The sequence below is a fragment of the Methanoplanus limicola DSM 2279 genome (genome assembly GCF_000243255.1).
In the GTDB taxonomy this organism is placed as follows: Archaea; Halobacteriota; Methanomicrobia; order Methanomicrobiales; family Methanomicrobiaceae; genus Methanoplanus; species Methanoplanus limicola.
The window spans coordinates 2,852,357-2,871,089 of sequence record NZ_CM001436.1; the positions used below are offsets into that span (position 1 = coordinate 2,852,357).

General features: G+C 35.8%; 21 protein-coding genes. 19 read left to right on the plus strand and 2 right to left on the minus strand.

Annotated features, from left to right (window positions below):
• Positions 1-307 precede the first annotated feature (307 nt).
• The 19 genes from METLIM_RS13545 (at position 308) to METLIM_RS13625 (ending at position 17,398) form a co-directional block, all read left to right on the plus strand.
• A complete protein-coding gene (locus METLIM_RS13545; RefSeq protein WP_048146038.1) occupies positions 308-1,015 on the plus strand; it encodes a hypothetical protein in 708 nt (235 codons plus the stop codon).
• A 31-nt stretch (positions 1,016-1,046) separates the two neighbouring features.
• On the plus strand, positions 1,047-1,703 hold the full coding sequence (locus tag METLIM_RS13550; RefSeq protein WP_048146039.1) for a zinc-dependent metalloprotease family protein: 657 nt from the start codon (positions 1,047-1,049) through the stop codon (positions 1,701-1,703).
• A 105-nt stretch (positions 1,704-1,808) separates the two neighbouring features.
• Positions 1,809-2,171: a hypothetical protein gene (locus tag METLIM_RS13555; RefSeq protein WP_004079336.1), complete on the plus strand. Its 363-nt coding sequence runs from the start codon at positions 1,809-1,811 to the stop codon at positions 2,169-2,171.
• A gap of 636 nt (positions 2,172-2,807) precedes the next feature.
• Complete coding sequence (locus tag METLIM_RS13560; protein ID WP_004079338.1) at positions 2,808-4,136, plus strand: M12 family metallo-peptidase; 1,329 nt, start codon at positions 2,808-2,810, stop codon at positions 4,134-4,136.
• 59 nt (positions 4,137-4,195) lie between these two features.
• The gene (locus METLIM_RS13565) at positions 4,196-4,621 is read left to right on the plus strand and encodes a hypothetical protein (protein ID WP_048146041.1); all 426 of its coding nucleotides are present in this window, start codon (positions 4,196-4,198) and stop codon (positions 4,619-4,621) included.
• Positions 4,622-5,077: 456 nt separating this feature from the next.
• On the plus strand, positions 5,078-5,317 hold the full coding sequence (locus METLIM_RS13570) for a hypothetical protein (RefSeq protein ID WP_048146046.1): 240 nt from the start codon (positions 5,078-5,080) through the stop codon (positions 5,315-5,317).
• A gap of 391 nt (positions 5,318-5,708) precedes the next feature.
• Positions 5,709-6,407, plus strand: a complete 699-nt coding sequence (locus tag METLIM_RS13575; RefSeq protein ID WP_004079344.1) for a hypothetical protein — start codon at positions 5,709-5,711, stop codon at positions 6,405-6,407.
• 13 nt (positions 6,408-6,420) lie between these two features.
• The gene (locus METLIM_RS13580) at positions 6,421-7,254 is read left to right on the plus strand and encodes a hypothetical protein (RefSeq protein WP_004079345.1); all 834 of its coding nucleotides are present in this window, start codon (positions 6,421-6,423) and stop codon (positions 7,252-7,254) included.
• A 57-nt stretch (positions 7,255-7,311) separates the two neighbouring features.
• The gene (locus tag METLIM_RS13585; RefSeq protein ID WP_004079349.1) at positions 7,312-8,004 is read left to right on the plus strand and encodes a hypothetical protein; all 693 of its coding nucleotides are present in this window, start codon (positions 7,312-7,314) and stop codon (positions 8,002-8,004) included.
• A 290-nt stretch (positions 8,005-8,294) separates the two neighbouring features.
• A complete protein-coding gene (locus METLIM_RS13590; protein ID WP_004079351.1) occupies positions 8,295-9,632 on the plus strand; it encodes a M12 family metallo-peptidase in 1,338 nt (445 codons plus the stop codon).
• A 48-nt stretch (positions 9,633-9,680) separates the two neighbouring features.
• Complete coding sequence (locus tag METLIM_RS13595) at positions 9,681-10,073, plus strand: hypothetical protein (RefSeq protein ID WP_004079353.1); 393 nt, start codon at positions 9,681-9,683, stop codon at positions 10,071-10,073.
• A gap of 577 nt (positions 10,074-10,650) precedes the next feature.
• Positions 10,651-10,800, plus strand: a complete 150-nt coding sequence (locus METLIM_RS17010) for a hypothetical protein (RefSeq protein WP_217177983.1) — start codon at positions 10,651-10,653, stop codon at positions 10,798-10,800.
• A gap of 390 nt (positions 10,801-11,190) precedes the next feature.
• Positions 11,191-12,516, plus strand: coding sequence for a M12 family metallo-peptidase (locus METLIM_RS13600; protein WP_004079357.1), 1,326 nt, complete (start codon positions 11,191-11,193; stop codon positions 12,514-12,516).
• A 29-nt stretch (positions 12,517-12,545) separates the two neighbouring features.
• Positions 12,546-13,004 (plus strand): hypothetical protein, encoded by a 459-nt coding sequence (locus METLIM_RS13605; protein WP_004079359.1) that lies wholly within the window; start codon positions 12,546-12,548, stop codon positions 13,002-13,004.
• Positions 13,005-13,363: 359 nt separating this feature from the next.
• Positions 13,364-13,501 carry a hypothetical protein gene (locus METLIM_RS17015; RefSeq protein WP_004079355.1) on the plus strand — a complete coding sequence of 46 codons (138 nt, stop codon included), beginning with the start codon at positions 13,364-13,366 and terminating at the stop codon, positions 13,499-13,501.
• A 355-nt stretch (positions 13,502-13,856) separates the two neighbouring features.
• Entirely contained in the window at positions 13,857-15,140 is a 1,284-nt protein-coding gene (locus METLIM_RS13610; RefSeq protein ID WP_004079361.1) for a hypothetical protein, read from the plus strand.
• Between the two features lie 85 nt (positions 15,141-15,225).
• A complete protein-coding gene (locus METLIM_RS13615) occupies positions 15,226-15,858 on the plus strand; it encodes a hypothetical protein (RefSeq protein ID WP_004079363.1) in 633 nt (210 codons plus the stop codon).
• Between the two features lie 276 nt (positions 15,859-16,134).
• Entirely contained in the window at positions 16,135-16,818 is a 684-nt protein-coding gene (locus METLIM_RS13620; protein WP_004079364.1) for a hypothetical protein, read from the plus strand.
• Between the two features lie 100 nt (positions 16,819-16,918).
• Positions 16,919-17,398 carry a tetratricopeptide repeat protein gene (locus METLIM_RS13625; RefSeq protein ID WP_004079366.1) on the plus strand — a complete coding sequence of 160 codons (480 nt, stop codon included), beginning with the start codon at positions 16,919-16,921 and terminating at the stop codon, positions 17,396-17,398.
• A gap of 184 nt (positions 17,399-17,582) precedes the next feature.
• Here METLIM_RS13625 and cmk read toward each other — a convergent pair whose 3' ends face one another.
• Both cmk and METLIM_RS13635 read right to left on the minus strand, forming a co-directional pair.
• Positions 17,583-18,122: a (d)CMP kinase gene (cmk, locus tag METLIM_RS13630; protein WP_004079369.1), complete on the minus strand. Its 540-nt coding sequence runs from the start codon at positions 18,120-18,122 to the stop codon at positions 17,583-17,585.
• Complete coding sequence (locus tag METLIM_RS13635) at positions 18,122-18,727, minus strand: DUF106 domain-containing protein (protein WP_004079371.1); 606 nt, start codon at positions 18,725-18,727, stop codon at positions 18,122-18,124. Before METLIM_RS13635 ends, cmk begins: the two co-directional genes overlap by 1 nt.
• Positions 18,728-18,733: the final 6 nt, after the last annotated feature.

Here is an 18,733-nt window from a genome sequence, read left to right on the forward strand (position 1 = left end):
GGCAGGACTAAACATTAAATCCGTCAAAACTGCGCAAATTCAGCTACAAAGTACAGAAATCCTCACCTTGTTGGAGACTCTGGACAGAAATTACTTATAACAATATTCAGAGATATAAAAAAACGGCATAATAGACTGAAGATAAGAGAGCCTATAGGCCGCAAAACGGACATTAGACCTGAAAGCTCCTTACTCTTCAGTAGTTTCAGATGCCAGCCATAACAGCAGGCAGTACTAATTATTTAACTGCATTATTGCAGATTAAGGTTTGCATGCCGGTTGTTCTTAGAAACTATGAGGTACAACTATGAAATTAAAGAAAGGCATGCGGGCCTTAAGCCTGCTATTGATAATGGCACTGCTGACGGCGATGCTTGTTCCGGTTGTTAGTGCTGAGGAAAAAAATCCTGTGAAAGTTAACCAGAATAATCAAAAAGCAATTTTTGAACTGTGTGATTATACTCACGAATTTAAAACACAGGTCTTAGCCGAAAGTAAAACAGCAGATGCACTGGCTGTTGAATATGGTAAGTTAAACATTCCATCCACCATTAAAAAATATGATATTGTTCAGTTCAGTGAAGTAAGCATTAATCAAAATCAAAAAAACTCATTAAAAGTAAAAATTTATGATAAAGAATATACTATGAATCTTGAAAGGATGAACTTTGAAAATATTGATGATGGGATCGATTCATATTCCGGAAGCATTGATGGATTAGACAATTCTGTTACAATATTTACATTTGGCAAAAATCTGGTCCATGGCACAATTCAGTTTCAGGATGAGATTATCTTTATTGAACCTGTACAAAACAGAGAATACGCAACGAAAACTGCAATGCCGTTGCATATAATATATTCTTCAAAGGATATGATACAGCCAAGTGAATCTGAAATTGCTAAATTGGAAAAATTATCTTCTGAAAGATCAAAGACAACAAAAATTAATTCTCCTTCAGATTTATATGGTGTGCCAGTATCATTAGATTCAGTTAAAGCTTCTAAAAGCTGAGAATCAATATATGTTCTTGTAGCTACAGATGATGAATAATTATGAGCTTGAGTCAAACTGGGTATCTTCCGCACAGAGTTACATGGCTCAGGCAGCATACCAGTACCAAAGATCAGACATAGATGTGTTCCTGAATGTTGTAGAGTATGATGCATCAAAAAAGGACATTTTATCAAGTAATGCCAATACATACAGAAGAATGAATGAGCCTTTAGATTTATTTAAAGATATTTTTGAGACATCATACCTGAATAATAAAAATGCTGATGTTGCAATTTATCTTGGAGGTAACGATATGATTGGTTCCGCTCAGGGTCTGGCATGGGGATTTCAAGCATACCTTGACGGATATTTAGAACATTGTCGTTACGCATGGTCACAAATGGTAGATGATTCTGACACAATAGATCTTTACGATGGTTCATACCATGCCAGAGTGTACTGTATTCTTCATGAGATGGGACATGTATTTTTCGCAAATCACGAAAATTCAGGAGGCACGAATCAGGCATATGTATGGTTTGAATCTTTAATCATTCCAAAAAACACGGTTATGTGGAGCATATATAAAGGAAGTATTACTACCCAATGTGAATATTCATCACCAAGCTATCATGGAGATTCCAATCATAATAATGCAGGATCTATTAGTTTAGCAAAGAGCTATGTAGCAGACTTTTGTGTATAAAATATATAGTGCTGAATTTCTTTTAATAAAGAAAACATTACAAAATAATATTTTTATATATTTGATTGAAAAAACAGAAATTACATAATATACTGGAAGGAAAAGATGTCAAAAAAATATAAAATCGCCATATCTGCAATTCTATTACTTTTAATCTTTGCTATATCCTGCATACTGATAATAGGTTTCATAGGATCGAGTGGATCAGGGGGAAAAATGCAGCTTAGCGAGATTCCTGAAGAAAAACTAGACACGATTATGGCTCCCACAATTGAAATTTCGGGCGCAGATTTTAAAAAATATCCTGAATTGAAAGAACTGTTTTACAATATAAACACGAGTAGTGGTGAATTCGTCAGCGAAATCTATGTCAGGCCCGGGAGATACGGGGAGATTTATCATGAGTATGTACCGGGTATTTTACACTACAATGAAAGCTATTATACAATTCTGGCTATGGTTCCATAGTTTAGGGTTAAAACCATCACGAGTTCACCGAAGGTCAACAGGCACTGTCTGAAAATCCAGTGACATCTGATCATTCATAATGACCGGTTACTTTCCCGGTTGGTTTGAACAGAGAAAATCAGTTTCATACTTACGCATCACTGAAATATCTGACTGTGCCATACAAACTTTCAAACAAAGACAGTTTCTCCCATGAACAATTGAACAGCGAATTCGTTTGACCACGACACAAATAAGCAAATACATTACCACACCACATTCTGCACAGTAGAGAATCCGAACCACATACAATCAGAAACTATACATTAAAACTCACTGCGCAGATTCACCCACAAAGTGTAGAAATCCTCGCCTTGTTGGAGACTCTGGACAGAAATTACTTATAACAATATTCAGAGATATAAAAAAACGGCATAAAAGACTGAAGAGAAGAGAGCCTATAGGCCGCAAAACGGACATTAGACCTGAAGGCTCTATACTCTTCAGCAGTTTCAGATGCCAGCCATAACAGCCGGCAGTACTAATTATTTAGCTGCATTATTGCAGATTAAGGTTTGCATGCCGGTTGCTCTTAGTACCTAAGTTTGCCAGTTTGAGTGAAACCCTCCAGGCAAACTTAGGATGGAGACGAAAAACATGAATGCAAAGAAAGGATTGCAGGCGTTGAGCCTGCTATTGATAATGGCACTCATTGGGACGATGTCCGTTCCGGCGGTTAGTGCGGAGGAAGAGAACGACAAAGAATATTTATCAACTCCTTTGATTATTTTTGAAGGATCTACAAAGCAGATAGATGCTAGTCAAATAAAATCAGATTTAAAAATTGACAATACTATTGAGAAATATGATCTGGTATCATTTGATATTCCTGAAATTAGAAATGAAATTTTTAAAAAAGGGGAATTACCAGTTTGTATTCAAGGTAAGCAATATTCAATGATATTGAATGAATTACTTGTTAATGATAAAGGAGTGAATCCTGAAACACATTCATACAATGGTTATCTCAAAGGTGTTGATAATAGTAATATTGTTCTTACTATAAGTGAATCTGTATTTCTTGCAAGCATAATTATAAATGGAGAAGAATATTGTATTGATAGTTTATCTGCAAAAGATCCATCCGGAGATAAGTATCACATTGAATATATGGTAAAAGATATCAAAATCGAGGGAAATTACCTTTATGGTATTGAAGATTATCTCGCACATTCCACAATGTCTGATGATGAGTTGAAAATTAGAAGTGAAGAGGCTAAAATTGAGGAAAAAGAAAAGGCTACAAAAAGTATTACTTATGTAAGAATACTTGTTATGACAGATGCCAAATGGATTTATGATGAGCCAGACTGGCAATCTAAAGCTCAGCTTATAATTGCTCAGGCCAATAACCAGTTTGGAAGATCTGATATTCAATTAAATCTAATTGCCACATATGATTCATCTAAAGCAAGTGAACTTGCTGCTGATGCCCAGAATCTTGTACAAAATCCATTAGACACCTTCATAAATCACGTTGATGTAAGTTATCTGAACTCAAAATATGCAGATATTGCAGTATATCTTGGTGGTTATGACTGTACAAACCCAAACTGGGGTGTAGGTGCAACATGGGGATATGATGATAGTGATCCTTCAGATAGGAGATATGCATGGGTACAGATGGCTGATGATCCTTCTCCTTATGATCCAAATATTCATGACAGGACTGTAGCATCACTTCATGAAATAGGACACCTGTTTGATGCTGATCATCAGGATGGAATGCAGGGTCCAAATCAGGAAAGTTATAACAGAGCATACCAGTGGAATTCAGGTTCAACAACACAGTCTGTTGTATGGGCGCCAATATTAAGAAGTACAAGTTATGAATATTCATCAAATGATTATAATGGAGATTATTACCATAACAATGCGCTGAGAATATATAATACCAGAAATGTTGTAAGGGATTATTATATCTAATTTAAAATTTATTTTTTTGTGATAACATGAAAAAAAATCGAATACTATCTGGTGTAATTGTGGCATTTATAATAATTACAGTCGGATTCCTACTTCTTTCTGATTTAAACAACAGTAATGTGTCTGAAATTGATATTATCAATACACCCAATCCTGAAAAAACGGCAGCTGTTATACAAACTACAGAATCTACCCCTGCATTCCATGGTTATCACATGGAGCTGATAAATGTAAGTGAAAGCACTTCATGGAGGTATCCACAAAACAGCACTATTGAGGAGCTTGTCAGCCGGGGATATAAAAAAATTATTGTTACAGATAAAACTTTTGAGGAATACCCATTTATTAAAGAAATTCTTGAGCCAAAATATCTAACGACAAAGGCCGTTGAAGGTGAAGAAAAAGAGATTTTTTTTAAACAATTTTATGAAGTTACATTTAGGTATAAGGGCTATAATTACGTTATTGGCGCCTTTAAAAATTAGAATTTATAAAATATCCCAGAGATTTTTATGACAAGAAAATTGAACTTTCTAAAACAAATCCTGCTACCTGCATTCCCTGAGACACATAACCATGTGGTGAAAAATACGGCACATGATTCGCCCGATTATAATTTAATGGATAAATAAGATTGATTATGAAAAAGACCAATCACGTCATGTGTGTAATCAAGACCTAACGTGCAGGATTATGTCAATCAATTAAAATGACTCTGATTCTGATTTAAGTTGATATTCAGCCATTAAAATGTGTGGCTCGTTATGAATTTGCGGGAATCCAGGCTGCTAGGAGGCTGTCCGGCAATGTAAATTCTCAAAAAAACGATGACAAATGAAGCATAATTTAAGCCTTAAATTAGAAAAGAATCTATTATTATCTGGTCACATTTTATTCCCGGACAGCCTCCTAGGAGGCTCTCTACTCTTCAGCAGTTTCAGATGCCAGCCATAACAGCCGGCAGTACTAATTATTTAGCTGCATTATTGCAGATTAAGGTTTGCATGCCGGTTGTTCCCGAAAAACTAAGAGTTACAACTATGAAATTAAAGAAAGACATGCCGGCCTTAAGCCTGCAATTGATAATGGCATTGATGACGGTGATGTTCATTCCGGCTGTTAGTGCTGTCGATACGGATTTTATTTCCCCCAACTATGCAGGAAAAATTATTCCGTTTTGAGATAGGCGCAGTGATATTTTAGAGAGTAAAATCCAATATTTATTAAAAATAAGCCATCAGCGATGATTTTACAAAAACATTGTCACCCAAAATCTCCAAATCCCGGATATTGCTGTCAATATTACAATAACAGTTCAATGATGTGGTGAGAGGTCTATATATAGTCCTACTTTCTACTTTTAACTGAGGAGTAACAAAGAGTGATCTTTTGATTAAACCTTACTAAAAAGTGGTAACTGACAGGAAAGAATAAGGGCCGTTTTAACCAATCCAGTCTCCTTATCCTGCCCTGTTGTCTGCCAGTTATAGTCAACCGGCATTTATCTGATTTCACATTATTGTAAATTAAGGTTTGCATGCCGGTTGCTCTTAGAAAATATGAGATACAACTATGAAATTAAAGAAAGGTGTGCAGGCCTTGAGCCTGCTATTAATAATGGCATTGATGACGGCGATGTTCGTTCCGGCTGTTAGTGCATACCAGGCAGATGCATATGGATTCAGTACAAATAACCCAAGTACCATAGATACAACGCAAACAGCATATTACGTAGATAATAAACTTGCTGCAATGGGCTATAATCCATCAGATCATCATTACAATAATAGAGCACTGGATGGATATAGTGAACTGGAAGATACCGATATTTTCTTCTTTAGTGGACATTCATCTCCAGGGAGACTCCAGTTTGGAACAAACTCAGGAGGTAGTTTAACCTTTATCTTTGCTGACGGAGTTGTTTTACCAAGAATCAGTGAAATGCCTTCAAATCAATTGTATAATCTAAAACTGGCAGTATTTTTAGGATGTAATTCAGGTGAAGATGACGCAAATCTCGGAAATCTTGTAGAAGAAGCAAGAGGGAAAAACGCAAAATGTGTTATAGGATTTATGGAAAGTGTCTCCTCCGGTCAGGCAGATTACTGGGCAAAAAAATTTTATGATCGGCTTGATAACAGAGAAACCATCAGGAATGCTTTTGACGGAGCATGGCGGGATGTTGTCGGTTATTATGGAATTTTCAATGACGGAGGAATAGGTGATAAAACAATTGACGGGGATGAAAATCAGATTATAGACTTATATTAAAAGGTGATCAATCATGAAATATACAAAATACATATCGGTTCTTATAATATTTGCCATCATCACAACATTATGCTGTGCACAAACAATAACTACCGTTGAAAAACATGAATTTAATGCTGAAGAAGCAAAACAAAACCTAAAGGAATTCCTTTCATCCATAAAAGAAATGAAATCATACGGAGATTTAAACATCATAAAAGTGGATGAATTTAACACTCCATCTGGCGATTACTTCCAGTTTGAGGCAGAAGAAGGAAGTTTTAAAGTTAATAAAAATACCGGAACAGTTGAATCACTATTTTTCTACAGCGACGAATCAGAAATAAGAAGTGAAGATCTTTCCAAAGATGAAAGTTTAAAAATAGCTGAAGAGTTTGCACTTAAACATTATTCAAATTTTAAGAATATGAATATGGAACTGACAAATTCTGAGAAACTTGAAGGAAATTATGATAAAACAAGATATCTCTTTTCGTGGTACGAAATTCAGCGCTCTGCATCCGGTTTAAAAGTATATATGCCAAATTATGTAACAATTGCAGTCGAAGGAGGTGAAATTATTGGGTACATTGGCATTGAAAGAGATACTCAGATATCATTAGATCCAAATCTTAGTGAGGATACGGCAATAGAAATTGGAACTGAAACAATAGGAATTCCAACTAATGATATTAAAACAGCTAAATACGATAATAAACTGGCTGTATCCTATTATGAAGGAAGACAACATCTTACATGGGTCATTAATGTAGACAACGGTAAAGATTCCTGGGGATATGCATGGGGTGGTCAGGCAATAATTGATGCTCAAACTGGAGAAGTCCTTATGGAAAATCCTTATCTATAGAGGCATGAATAAAATGAAGAAAAAAATATAATATTGTTTTCCTTTTTTTTACTGTTTGTGATTGTAGCAACTATCTTTTCAGCTGATTTTTTTAACAATGCAACTCCAAAAATAACTTTAAAAGATATTGATAAAAATCCCCGGCTTTCAAACAACACAAATGCACACTGCTATGGAGGTTACCCATGGGTAGAGGAAATTATCTATGGAAGGGATGTCAGCCTACCAACAATTTATGCAGATAAAATCCTGAATGAAATCGGCTACAGTTCAGATTACTACCTTGAATCAGATTCAAACCTGATACTTACAAATATAACAAATTCCTCCGTAATATACTACATAGGGCACGGTTGTCCTTCTGCCTTATGCTTTGATTCATCATCAGGCATTGGCCAGAGAGATATCGCAAAGATGAAGGACGGTGAATTGAGTGATCTGGACCTGGCAATATACATTTCATTCGGCTCAGCCTCCGATAGCAGAAATGGAAATATTGCCAATGAAACATATCAAAAAGGAGCAAAATGTGTTGTCGGATTTCAGTCAAAAATATTAATGGAAAATTCAAAGAAATGGTCAGATTACTTTATGGAGAGGCTCAAGTCAAATATGACCGTCAGAAATTCAGCAAATACTGCACTTTGGGATGAAATTCTGTATTTTGGCGGCGATACAGGAAATATGGAGCATATAAAAATATATGGTTCTGAAAATATTATGATTAAAAGAAGTACAATTAAAACATAAAATATTTTCAGAAACACACATATTCAGACGCAAGGCATAGTTCTCTTTACCTTGTTGGAGACTCTGGACAGAAATTACTTATAACAATATTCAGAGATATAAAAAACGGCATAAAAGACTGAAGATAAGAGAGCCTAAAGGACACAAAACGGACATTAGACCTGAAGGCTCTCTACTCTTCAGCAGTTTCAGATGCCAGCCATAACAGCCGGCAGTACTAATTATTTAGCTGCATTATTGCAGATTAAGGTTTGCATGCCGGTTGTTCTTAGAAACTATGAGGTACAACTATGAAATTAAAGAAAGGCATGCGGGCCTTAAGCCTGCTATTGATAATGGCACTGCTGACGGCGATGCTTGTTCCGGTTGTTAGTGCTGAGTCTAATAAAAACTTAAGTGATCATATTCAGGAGAAGAAAAAAAACCCAATTATAAATATTGAAGGTATTTCAGAGATAATATCAGACATTCCTGAGAAAGAATCACTAAATATTCCTGAAAACTTTGAAAAATATGAGTTACTCACCTTAGACATTCAGAAAATGCGTAATGAATTAGCAAACGGAAGAATGGTTCCGATCTGCATTGACGGCGTTTTTTATAAAATGAATCTAAGTGAGATAATGGTAAATGCTCCCGATGTAAAATCTCAAACACTTTCATATACAGGTCATCTTGAAAACTCAAATAAAAGTGAAGTTGTTCTTACAATTAGTGAGCGGGTACTGATTGCAAGAATTAATGTAAATGGTATTGATTATGTAATTGAAAGTATACCCCATAAAGAAAAATCCGGGAAAGTAATACATTATGCACACCGATCAAGTGATGTTAAAGAAGAAGGCGAATATCTATCCGGAACTGATGATTACCTTGCTCATAAAGAGTACTCTGCTGAAGAACTAAAAATAAGAGAAATTGAAGCTAAAACTGAAGAAGAGGAAATGGCTGTCAGAAGTGAAGTTGCTGTAAGAATTCGCATATTTACAGACGATCAATGGATTTCCGATGAACCGGACTGGCAGGCTAAAGCACAGGATATTATTGCAGAGCTAAACAATCAGTTCCAGAGATCTGATATACAGGTACATTTCTATGCCCATTATGACACATCAAAGGCATCTGCACTATCAGGAGATATCAATCATATATCAAGACCATTTCAATCAATTATGGATCAGGTGTCCATAACTTATTTGAATAGCAATCATGAAGATCTGGCATTGTACTTAGGTGGTTACGATAGTACATATAATGCAGTTGGAGCAACATATGGATATGACAGTCCATATCCAGATCAGAGAAGATATGCATGGGTTCAGATGAAAGATGATCCATCACTATATGACGGTGAGCATGAAGACAGAACAAAAGTAACCATACATGAAATTGGTCATTTATTCGATGCAGATCATCAGCCAGGGCAACAAGGTCCAGGGCAGGAATCCTACAACCGTGCCTACCAGTGGACAGAACAGGGAACCACCAAACAAACAGCTCTCTGGGCTCCATTTTTAAAGAGTAACACTTACGAAATCTCTTCAAATGACTACAATGGAGATTACTACCACAATAATGCTTTAAGAATATACCAGACAAGAAATGTAATTGCATCATATGTATGGTAAATATGTTTAATATTTGGTAATAATAATGAAAGTAAATGTATCGGCAATATGTGGGATAATTTTGACTTTGGTCATAATATCACTTTTTTTTTATTGGACAGCACAACGCCAGTCAGTTCATCCAATGATGAAACAAATTTATCTGATAACAGAGTAGCTTCACATTTCCTGACAATATTTAACATTACCAGCGGAGAATTCACTATAAGCAATCCACATTTAAGTGCTAACCCTACAAGAGAAGATCTGAAAAATGAGGGTTATAGAATTATTATAATCAATGAAACATTTATCAAAGAAAGATCTGCTCTATTCCGCGCTTTTGAAAATGATGGCTTGTCTCCAATATATCAGGAAGAGCGAAATGAAACATTTGCTCTGCAGGGTGCGATATTAGATTACAACGGATCATTATATCATGCTTTGATAGGCTCAACTTAACTGTAAACATTAATCTGACTTTCCGGAATATAACAAAAATAATCGGATTTCTTGCAGAATTTCAGATGCTCATCTACAAAGTATCCCAAGTTTGACACTTTGTTCAAAAATCCATTTTGGATCCCAAAATCTCCAAAAATTCGGAATTGAATTTGACAGTTGGCCAAATTAAAGAGTAAAATATGAGTTTTACTTTTTTGAATGACAATAATGCATTATATTTAAGCTCAAATTGTAGAGATTTTGAGAGATTTTTCTGCAAAACTGTGGAAATGTCAAAATCTTTTTTGCCACAATTGGGGGAGGAACTGTACGAACTGTCAAACTTAGGAAGTATAGAATTCATCACCTTGTTGGAGACTCTGGACAGAAATTACTTATAACAATATTCAGAGATATAAAAAAACGGCATAATAGACTGAAGAGAAGAAAACCTTAAGGCCGCAAAACGGACATTAGACCTGAAGGATCTCTACTCTTCAGCAGTTTCAGATGCCAGCCATAACAACCGGCAGTACTGATTATTTAGCTGCATTGTTGCAGATTAAGGTTTGCATGCCGGTTGTTTTTAGAAACTATGAGGAAAAATATGAGAGTTAAAGGCATAAGGGCTTTAAGCCTGATATTGATAATGGCACTTGTCGGGGCAATGTTCGTTCCGGCTGTTAGTGCTGTCGATACGGATTTTATTTCCCCCAACTATGCAGGAAAAATTATTCCGTTTTGAGATAGGCGCAGTGACATTTTAAAGACAACAATCCAACATTTATCAAAAATAAGCCATCAGCGATGATATTACAAAAACATCGTCACCCAAAATCTCCTAATCGCAGATATTGCTGTCAATATTACAATAACAGTTCAATGATGTGGTGAGAGGTCTATATATAGTCCTACTTTCTACTTTTAAATGAGGGGTAACAAAGAGTGATCTTTTGATTAAACCTTACTAAAAAGTGGTAACTGACAGGAAAGAATAAGGGCCGTTTTAACCAATCCAGTTTCCTTATCCTGCCCTGTTGTCTGCCAGTTATAGTCAACCGGCATTACCTGATTTCACATAAACTCAGATTAAGGTTTGCATGCCGGTTGATCTTAGAAACTATGAGGTACAACTATGAAATTAAAGAAAGGCGTGCGGGCCTTGAGCCTGCTATTAGTAATGGCATTGATGACGGCGATGCTTGTTCCGGCTGTTAGTGCTGATAAGATAAATTACAACGATAATTTGTCAATTCCCCTAATTAATATTGAAGGAACAACAGAAAAATTAGAAACTGATCAAATAAAAGCAGATCTGAAAATCCAGAGCACTATTGAAAAATATGATCTGGTATTATTTGATATTCCTAAAATCAGAGATGATATTTTTAAGGATGGTGAATTAGCTGTTTGTATTGATGGTAAAAATTATTCAATGACGTTAAAGGAATTACCTGTTAATGATAAAGGTGTAAATCCGGATACACATTCATACACAGGTAATCTCAAAGGTGTAGAGAATAGCAATTCTGTATTGACAATAAGTAAATCAGTACTAATTGCAAGTATAATATTAAATGGAGAGGAGTATTGCATAGACAGTTTATCAGCTACAGATTCCTCCGGTAATAAGTACCACATCGAGTATAAGGTTAATGACGTAAAAATCGAAGGCAATTATATTTATGGTATTGAAGATTACCTTGCCCATACTGAAATGTCTGATGAAGAGATGAGAATCAGAAATGAACAGGCCAATATTGAGGAAGAAGAAAAAGCATCAAGGAGTACTGCTTATGTAAGAATACTTGTCATGACAGATGCAAAATGGATATATGACGAACCGGACTGGCAAGTAAAAGCTCAAAATATAATATCTCAGGCAAACAATCAGTTTGGAAGATCTGATATTCAGATATATTTACTTGCCACATATGATTCATCTAAAGCAGGTGAACTCGCTACTGATGCCCAGAATATAGTTCAAAATCCACTGGATACATTTATTAGTCATGTTTCACCGAGTTATTTAAATTCAAAATCTGCAGATATTGCTATTTATCTTGGAGGTTATGACTGTACAAATCCAGACTGGGGCGTAGGGGCGACCTATGGATATGACAGTAACAATGCAACAAAAAAGAGATACGGATGGTCACAGATGGCTGATGATCCATCCCCATATGATGCAATTCACCATGACAGAACTGTAGCAACACTTCACGAAATAGGACACCTCTTTGATGCCGATCACCAGGATGGTATGCAAGCAGCAAATCAGGAAAGTTATAACAGAGCATATCAATGGAATTCAGGATCCATCACACAGTCTGTTGTATGGGCCCCAGTATTAAGAAGTACAAGTTATGAATATTCATCTAATGATTACAACGGGGATTATTATCACAACAATGCTCTGAGAATTCATCAGACCAGAAATGTTGTTGCTTCATATTTCTAAAAATAATCATTTCATTTTTTTGTGATATCATGAAAAGAAAACAAATAATTACCGTCGGAATTATAGCAATTATAATCATTTCAGCAACATACATATCTATTTTAAATTACAATTCCTGGAATGAGTATAATGAAATAAATCTAAATACTACAGTTTCTGAAAAAATTGACAATGATAAAACAACAACAGAACCTACCCAGGCAGTACATGGACAGATTATGGTCTTGGTTAATGTAAGTGAAAGTAATTCATGGATGTATCCACAAAACAGCACTATTGAGCAGCTTGTCAGTTTTGGATATAAAGAAGTCGAAGTAAGTGATGAAACCTTTGAGGATTATCCGTTTATAAAAGAAATTCTGGAACCAAAATATATGACAACAAAAGCTGTTACAGGTAAAGAAAAAGAGATTTTTTTTGAAAAGTTCTATGGTGTCACATTTAGATATAAGGACAACAATTATGTTATTGATTGTATTCTAAATTAGTCATTAATTAAATGAAGGTATTTGCTGTCAATACGACTTAATTTTCCAACCATCTAATAGAATTACTGGAAATATTTACAAAATTGCGCAGACATAACCACAAAGTTCAGAAATCATCACCTTGTTGGAGACTCTGGACAGAAATTACATATAACAATATTCAGAGATATAAAAAAACGGCATAATAGACTGAAGATAATAGAGCCTAATGGCCACAAAACGGACATTAGACCTGAAGGCTCTTTATCATCAGCAGTTTCAGATGCCAGCCATAACAACCGGCAGTACTGAGTATTTAGCTGCATTATTGCAGATTAAGGTTTGCATGCCGGTTGTTTTTAGAAACTATGAGGTAAAATATGAGAGTTAAAGGCATAAGGGCTTTAAGCCTGATATTGATAATGGCACTTGTCGGGGCAATGTTCGTTCCGGCTGTTAGTGCTGTCGATACGGATTTTATTTCCCCCAACTATGCAGGAAAAATTATTCCGTTTTGAGATAGGCGCAGTGACATTTTAAAGACAACAATCCAACATTTATCAAAAATAAGCCATCAGCGATGATATTACAAAAACATCGTCACCCAAAATCTCCTAATCGCAGATATTGCTGTCAATATTACAATAACAGTTCAATGATGTGGTGAGAGGTCTATATATAGTCCTACTTTCTACTTTTAAATGAGGAGTAACAAAGAGTGATCTTTTGATTAAACCTTACTAAAAAGTGGTAACTGACAGGAAAGAATAAGGGCCGTTTTAACCAATCCAGTTTCCTTATCCTGCCCTGTTGTCTGCCAGTTATAGTCAACCGGCATTACCTGATTTCACATAAACTCAGATTAAGGTTTGCATGCTGGTTGTTCCAGAAAAACTAAGAGTTACAACTATGAAATTAAAGAAAGACATGCGGACCTTAAGCCTGATATTAGTAATGGCATTGCTGACGACGATGTTCATTCCGGCGGTTAGTGCTGAAATTAAAATACCCAATGAACCAGAGGAAGTTACTTCGGTAACTAAAGATACTTCTTTGGAATTACCAGATTTTCAGCCAAGTATAATGGATGAATTATCATATGAAGACGAAAAGAATTTTATTAAATATCTTACTCCAACCCCTCCACTAAAAGATTCAGACACTGTTCAAATAATTGTCCCAAAAAAATGGTTATTACAGAATGATGAAGATAAGAGTCAGGAGATTATTAAATTTACAATCCCATCGAGTTGGTTAAAAGAAGCTGTGGTAAATGAAAGTGAACCTGTTGTTTCACTACAAATACCAAAAAAGATGTTAGAACTTGATAATTCAAATTCAGACCCAAATATGATTACAGTTTCTTATCCTCTGGAAATGTTTAATATCTACCAAAACATGAGTGATCTGAGAACAAATAAAATAAATAGTAAAAATGTAATATGTCCAACTAATAATCAACTACCAGGAAATCAGTCCAGTATTATTAATTTAAATGGTTTAGATGAAAAAAGCAGAGAGGTCAATAAAGCTACCTCCGCCTGGTATCATAGAAATACAAATTATGATGTTATAACAGTCTTTGGGATTATTAAACCAATTTCCTATTCTAATCAAGGAGAGACCTTTAGGAACTATAACGAGAGAGAAATTCGTCTTAATCGTGATGGCGATACCATCGAATTCATATCTGATTATATTGATAGTGGTAATTCCTATATATGGACAGCAATATACGATGAACATTCATGGATAACCCCATGGAATTGGTTATTGCTAGACGTAACTGGAACTCTTCAACAAATTGAATACCGTCTCTATATCAACAATGGGATCTATGATTTATGGCTAAAAGATACATCTACAGGCAATTGGTACCACAATTCTTATGATGATAGTGATAATCCTTCAACAAAAGTTGAGTGGCTTGCAGGCACAACTGAAGTTGATACTGTTGGTGGAATCTCAGAATACTTTAGAACAGAAACAAATCCAATCAGAGATGAATGGACATATGCAAATAATGACTGGCATCGTCCAAAAACAACTTTTAATTGGAATAGTTATAACGCCGATGAGCAATATGTTTATATCAATGCCCGGTGGGACGGATCTGATAGGCTCAACACCCAACATATTGCAGGAACATACTATTAAACACCGCACATATTTATTTTTTAGAATTATCGAAATTAATGAGTTATAAACATAGAAATATTTTCAATTGAAAGATGGACGACATATGAAACCCAACATAAAAATAATATTTATCTGGATATCTATTGGCCTGCTTATTGCAGCAGGAGTGATTACTTCTGGATGCTCCAATGAGAATGCTTCAAAGGTACCTGTAATCACAGACACATTGCATGCACCGGAAACAACACCTGTACCAGGAATTTCAAAACCACCTTCTTTGACTGTCGGTGCCATTCCGGAAATATCCTCATACCTGCCGGGAGAAACAGTTCAGGTCAGAATTGCGTTTAAAAACTCTGGTGAAAATCCGGTGCAGATAAAATCATTTCCACCTGAAATATCTGTAAATAACCCGTCTTTTGGTGTTGTACGCAGTTATCCCTGTGGCAGCGATACAATTACTATTGAATCCGGTGGAAGTTATGACTATATCATGAAGTGGGATCAATGCAACAATGATGAAAAACAGACAGAACCCGGCATATACTCTGTTGAAATATTAGATGTTTCATGTGTGGAGAATGGCAATGAAATACTGTATTACTCAGAAGGAAGAGATGTCGCACAGGTTGTCATAGAATATCCGGGTGGGGCTGTCAATGACGGTTTAATTTTTCCCACATCTAAAGAAATTACTGAAAATATTTACAAAGCGAGACAACTGTCTTCGATATGAGAATAACAGTTCAATGATATAGTGAGAGTAAATTTATAATTCAATAGACTATTTTTAAATGGAGATGACATCAAAGGATTGCTCTTTTGATTAAATCTTCCTTAAAACAAGTTATTTGGTAACTGACAGGAAAGAATAAGGGCCGTTTAACCAATCCAGTTTCCTTATCCTGCCCTGTTGTCTGCCAGTTATAGTCAACCGGCGTTTACCTGATTTCACATCAACTCTGATTAAGGTTTGCATGCCGGTTGTTCTTAGAAAATATGAGGTACAACTATGAAATTAAAGAAAGGCGTGCGGGCCTTGAGCCTGCTAATGGTTTTAGCATTTCTAACAGCGATGTTCGTTCCGGCTGTTAGTGCTGAAAATATAAATGCTGATAAATCAACTCAAATTAGTGATAATAAATTAGGAAATTTTTTTGCAATGAAATCAAATGACGTTGTAAAAGCTTCAGAAGTAATTAATCTCGTAAATCCTAAATATTATCAAAATTTGACAAAAAATCAGAAAAAGGAATTTGAGAATCTGGATGTATTCATTCCAGATATAAATGATCCAAAAATAACTATGGACTTCAATATATCTGCAAAAAAGAAAAACACTGATTCAAAAGGTGAATATTATGTCTGGGCTCATGTGACTGGATTTGTCGACAATGCATTTGTATGGTTAGGAATAGAAGGAGTAAATTATTTAGGATCACAGACTGCCGACATTATTATGCCATCAATGGAAACATCAGCCACTCTTTTCCATCGAACCAACTCAAATTGGCTCCAGGAAGAGTATATAACTTCATCATCCACATATTGGAACTATGATGAGGCCATGTCAACAATGTGGAATCCAGATTCAGGAGATTACAGAACAACAGCAGTTATTTACGGAGTATTTCCAGCAGGATATGAACCTGCAAGTTATTGTGAAGTAGGATATTCTGGAATTATTTCAAAATGAAAAGACAATAATATCTTTTCACTTTATTTTTTAGATTTAATTACAGATCATATCACATTTTAAATTGATTACGGCCAATAAAAACAAGGTTATTTAATATATGAATGAAAAGAAATTTTTGCTCTTTATCTTTATAATCAGCATACCCATAATACTCTCAACCGGATGCATTGACAATATGCCCCCAATGAGTGAAGGAACTCCCGTACCGGATGACAAAGCAACACATCAGGAATGGATGAGACAATACAAAGAAAATCCAGAAAAATATCTTTACAATCCAGAAAATCCTCTGGAGTGGACACTGAAAGGGCTGGCATGCGCTGCTTCGGGTGGTGAACACGAAAAGGCGCTGGAGTATTTTGATACTGCAATAGAACTTGATCCAGAATTTGCAGAACCATATTATGCAAAAGGTGTCTCTTTGCTTAACATGGAAAGATACGATGAAGCAGAAGAGTATTTCCAGAAAGCAATAGCCTTAAATCCACATTATAAACCCCTAACAGAGGATTTTATGCATTACTTTACATCAAAGAGATCTAATGATTATAGTGAACTGCATAATGTTTTGGGATAATCGGAGTGTAACGGAGATTATTCCAAACCATGCACTTATACCGCACTTCATAGTAATAAGCAAACTTTCCGGATTATTCCGGAAAGTTCTGCATTATACTATAATAATTACACACAATATATGGAGATAAAAAAAATAAGAGGAAAAAAGGTAAGATAATAATTAATAATATTTTTCAAAAATACTAATCTTTGCAACTCTCTTTAAGATTATTAACAGCGGAGATGACAAAACCTGACAATTCATCAACTCCCCACTTCTCAGAATTTATAACGAGATCATATACCGAAAGGTCAGTTATATCGATATCATAATACATCTTATATCTTGCAGTCTCCGAGAGTTCTCTCTTGATAGTTTCGTCCTTTGCAGACTCAAGATCAGACTCTTCCCTTCCGGAGATCCTCCTGGCACGGCACTCCGGTGAGGCAGCAACCCAGATCTTAATATCCGCATTGTCTACCATATGCCCTGCAAGTCGGCCTTCAATAATAATATTATCCTCTCTTTCACCGATCTCTTTCTGCCGTTCATCAATAAGCCTGTCCACTTCCGGATCAGACTCACATAATTTACCAAACTCAATAAGATCCATTCCCTTCTCCTTTGCAAGGGAACGGAACACCTCTCCGGCAGATATAAATTTAAAAGAAAAAGTTTCAGAGAGTTTTTTGGATAGTGAGGTTGTCCCGCTTCCGGGAGGGCCGCTCACTGTAACCCTCATCAGAGACCTCCGATATCCAGAGTCTTTCTGATGACCTGACTGAGTGTCAGAGAGCAGAGCATATACCAGAGAATCCATGCAGGCAGAATAAGGAATGTTGGATCATTCAGGCCCAGAGTACCCATAAACGGGAATGTAATTTCCCCCATATCGGGTGCCATATGCAAAAGCCACAGGAATATAGGAATGGTAATCAACATAATCCAGCCCATAGGCTTAAACTGCTCCTGAGACATTGCAAGCTGGTCCTGCATCATCCTGTCCCTCTTCTCATTCATCTTTTTGACTCTCTTCTCATCGCCGGAAAGCTGAGCCTCACGAAACTCCTTCTGGAAATCACGCATCTTCTTCTGAACAGCCTGCATCTTCTCATAATCAATTGTATATTTCTGAAGAAGAGAAGAGTAACAGCCCGTAATTACTGCAAGAAGAAGAATCATCTCCGGCCATGAAATACCAAGAATATTGTATATAGGATTTAAGAGAACTCCTGCTATAGAAGCCACCAGATCCCTTAGCGCCGGAATACTGTAGATGACCATGGCAATGACCATTATTATTAAAAAATTAAACATTCCGGCGTTCTGAGTCTTTGCCTTAGCCATAATGTA

Bases quoted from the DNA above. Each gene is read 5' to 3' on its own strand.
- METLIM_RS13600 (WP_004079357.1), top strand. From the start codon at position 11,191: ATGAAATTAAAGAAAGGCGTGCGGGCCTTGAGCCTGCTATTAGTAATG.
- METLIM_RS13555 (WP_004079336.1), top strand. From the start codon at position 1,809: ATGTCAAAAAAATATAAAATCGCCATATCTGCAATTCTATTACTTTTA.
- METLIM_RS13615 (WP_004079363.1), top strand. From the start codon at position 15,226: ATGAAACCCAACATAAAAATAATATTTATCTGGATATCTATTGGCCTG.
- METLIM_RS13570 (WP_048146046.1), top strand. From the start codon at position 5,078: ATGCCAGCCATAACAGCCGGCAGTACTAATTATTTAGCTGCATTATTG.
- METLIM_RS17015 (WP_004079355.1), top strand. From the start codon at position 13,364: ATGAGAGTTAAAGGCATAAGGGCTTTAAGCCTGATATTGATAATGGCA.
- METLIM_RS13625 (WP_004079366.1), top strand. From the start codon at position 16,919: ATGAATGAAAAGAAATTTTTGCTCTTTATCTTTATAATCAGCATACCC.
- METLIM_RS13575 (WP_004079344.1), top strand. From the start codon at position 5,709: ATGAAATTAAAGAAAGGTGTGCAGGCCTTGAGCCTGCTATTAATAATG.
- METLIM_RS13580 (WP_004079345.1), top strand. From the start codon at position 6,421: ATGAAATATACAAAATACATATCGGTTCTTATAATATTTGCCATCATC.
- METLIM_RS13605 (WP_004079359.1), top strand. From the start codon at position 12,546: ATGAAAAGAAAACAAATAATTACCGTCGGAATTATAGCAATTATAATC.
- cmk (WP_004079369.1), bottom strand. From the start codon at position 18,122: ATGAGGGTTACAGTGAGCGGCCCTCCCGGAAGCGGGACAACCTCACTA.
- METLIM_RS13590 (WP_004079351.1), top strand. From the start codon at position 8,295: ATGAAATTAAAGAAAGGCATGCGGGCCTTAAGCCTGCTATTGATAATG.
- METLIM_RS13610 (WP_004079361.1), top strand. From the start codon at position 13,857: ATGCTGGTTGTTCCAGAAAAACTAAGAGTTACAACTATGAAATTAAAG.
- METLIM_RS13620 (WP_004079364.1), top strand. From the start codon at position 16,135: ATGAAATTAAAGAAAGGCGTGCGGGCCTTGAGCCTGCTAATGGTTTTA.
- METLIM_RS17010 (WP_217177983.1), top strand. From the start codon at position 10,651: ATGAGGAAAAATATGAGAGTTAAAGGCATAAGGGCTTTAAGCCTGATA.
- METLIM_RS13635 (WP_004079371.1), bottom strand. From the start codon at position 18,727: ATGGCTAAGGCAAAGACTCAGAACGCCGGAATGTTTAATTTTTTAATA.
- METLIM_RS13545 (WP_048146038.1), top strand. From the start codon at position 308: ATGAAATTAAAGAAAGGCATGCGGGCCTTAAGCCTGCTATTGATAATG.
- METLIM_RS13550 (WP_048146039.1), top strand. From the start codon at position 1,047: ATGAATAATTATGAGCTTGAGTCAAACTGGGTATCTTCCGCACAGAGT.
- METLIM_RS13560 (WP_004079338.1), top strand. From the start codon at position 2,808: ATGAATGCAAAGAAAGGATTGCAGGCGTTGAGCCTGCTATTGATAATG.
- METLIM_RS13595 (WP_004079353.1), top strand. From the start codon at position 9,681: ATGTGGGATAATTTTGACTTTGGTCATAATATCACTTTTTTTTTATTG.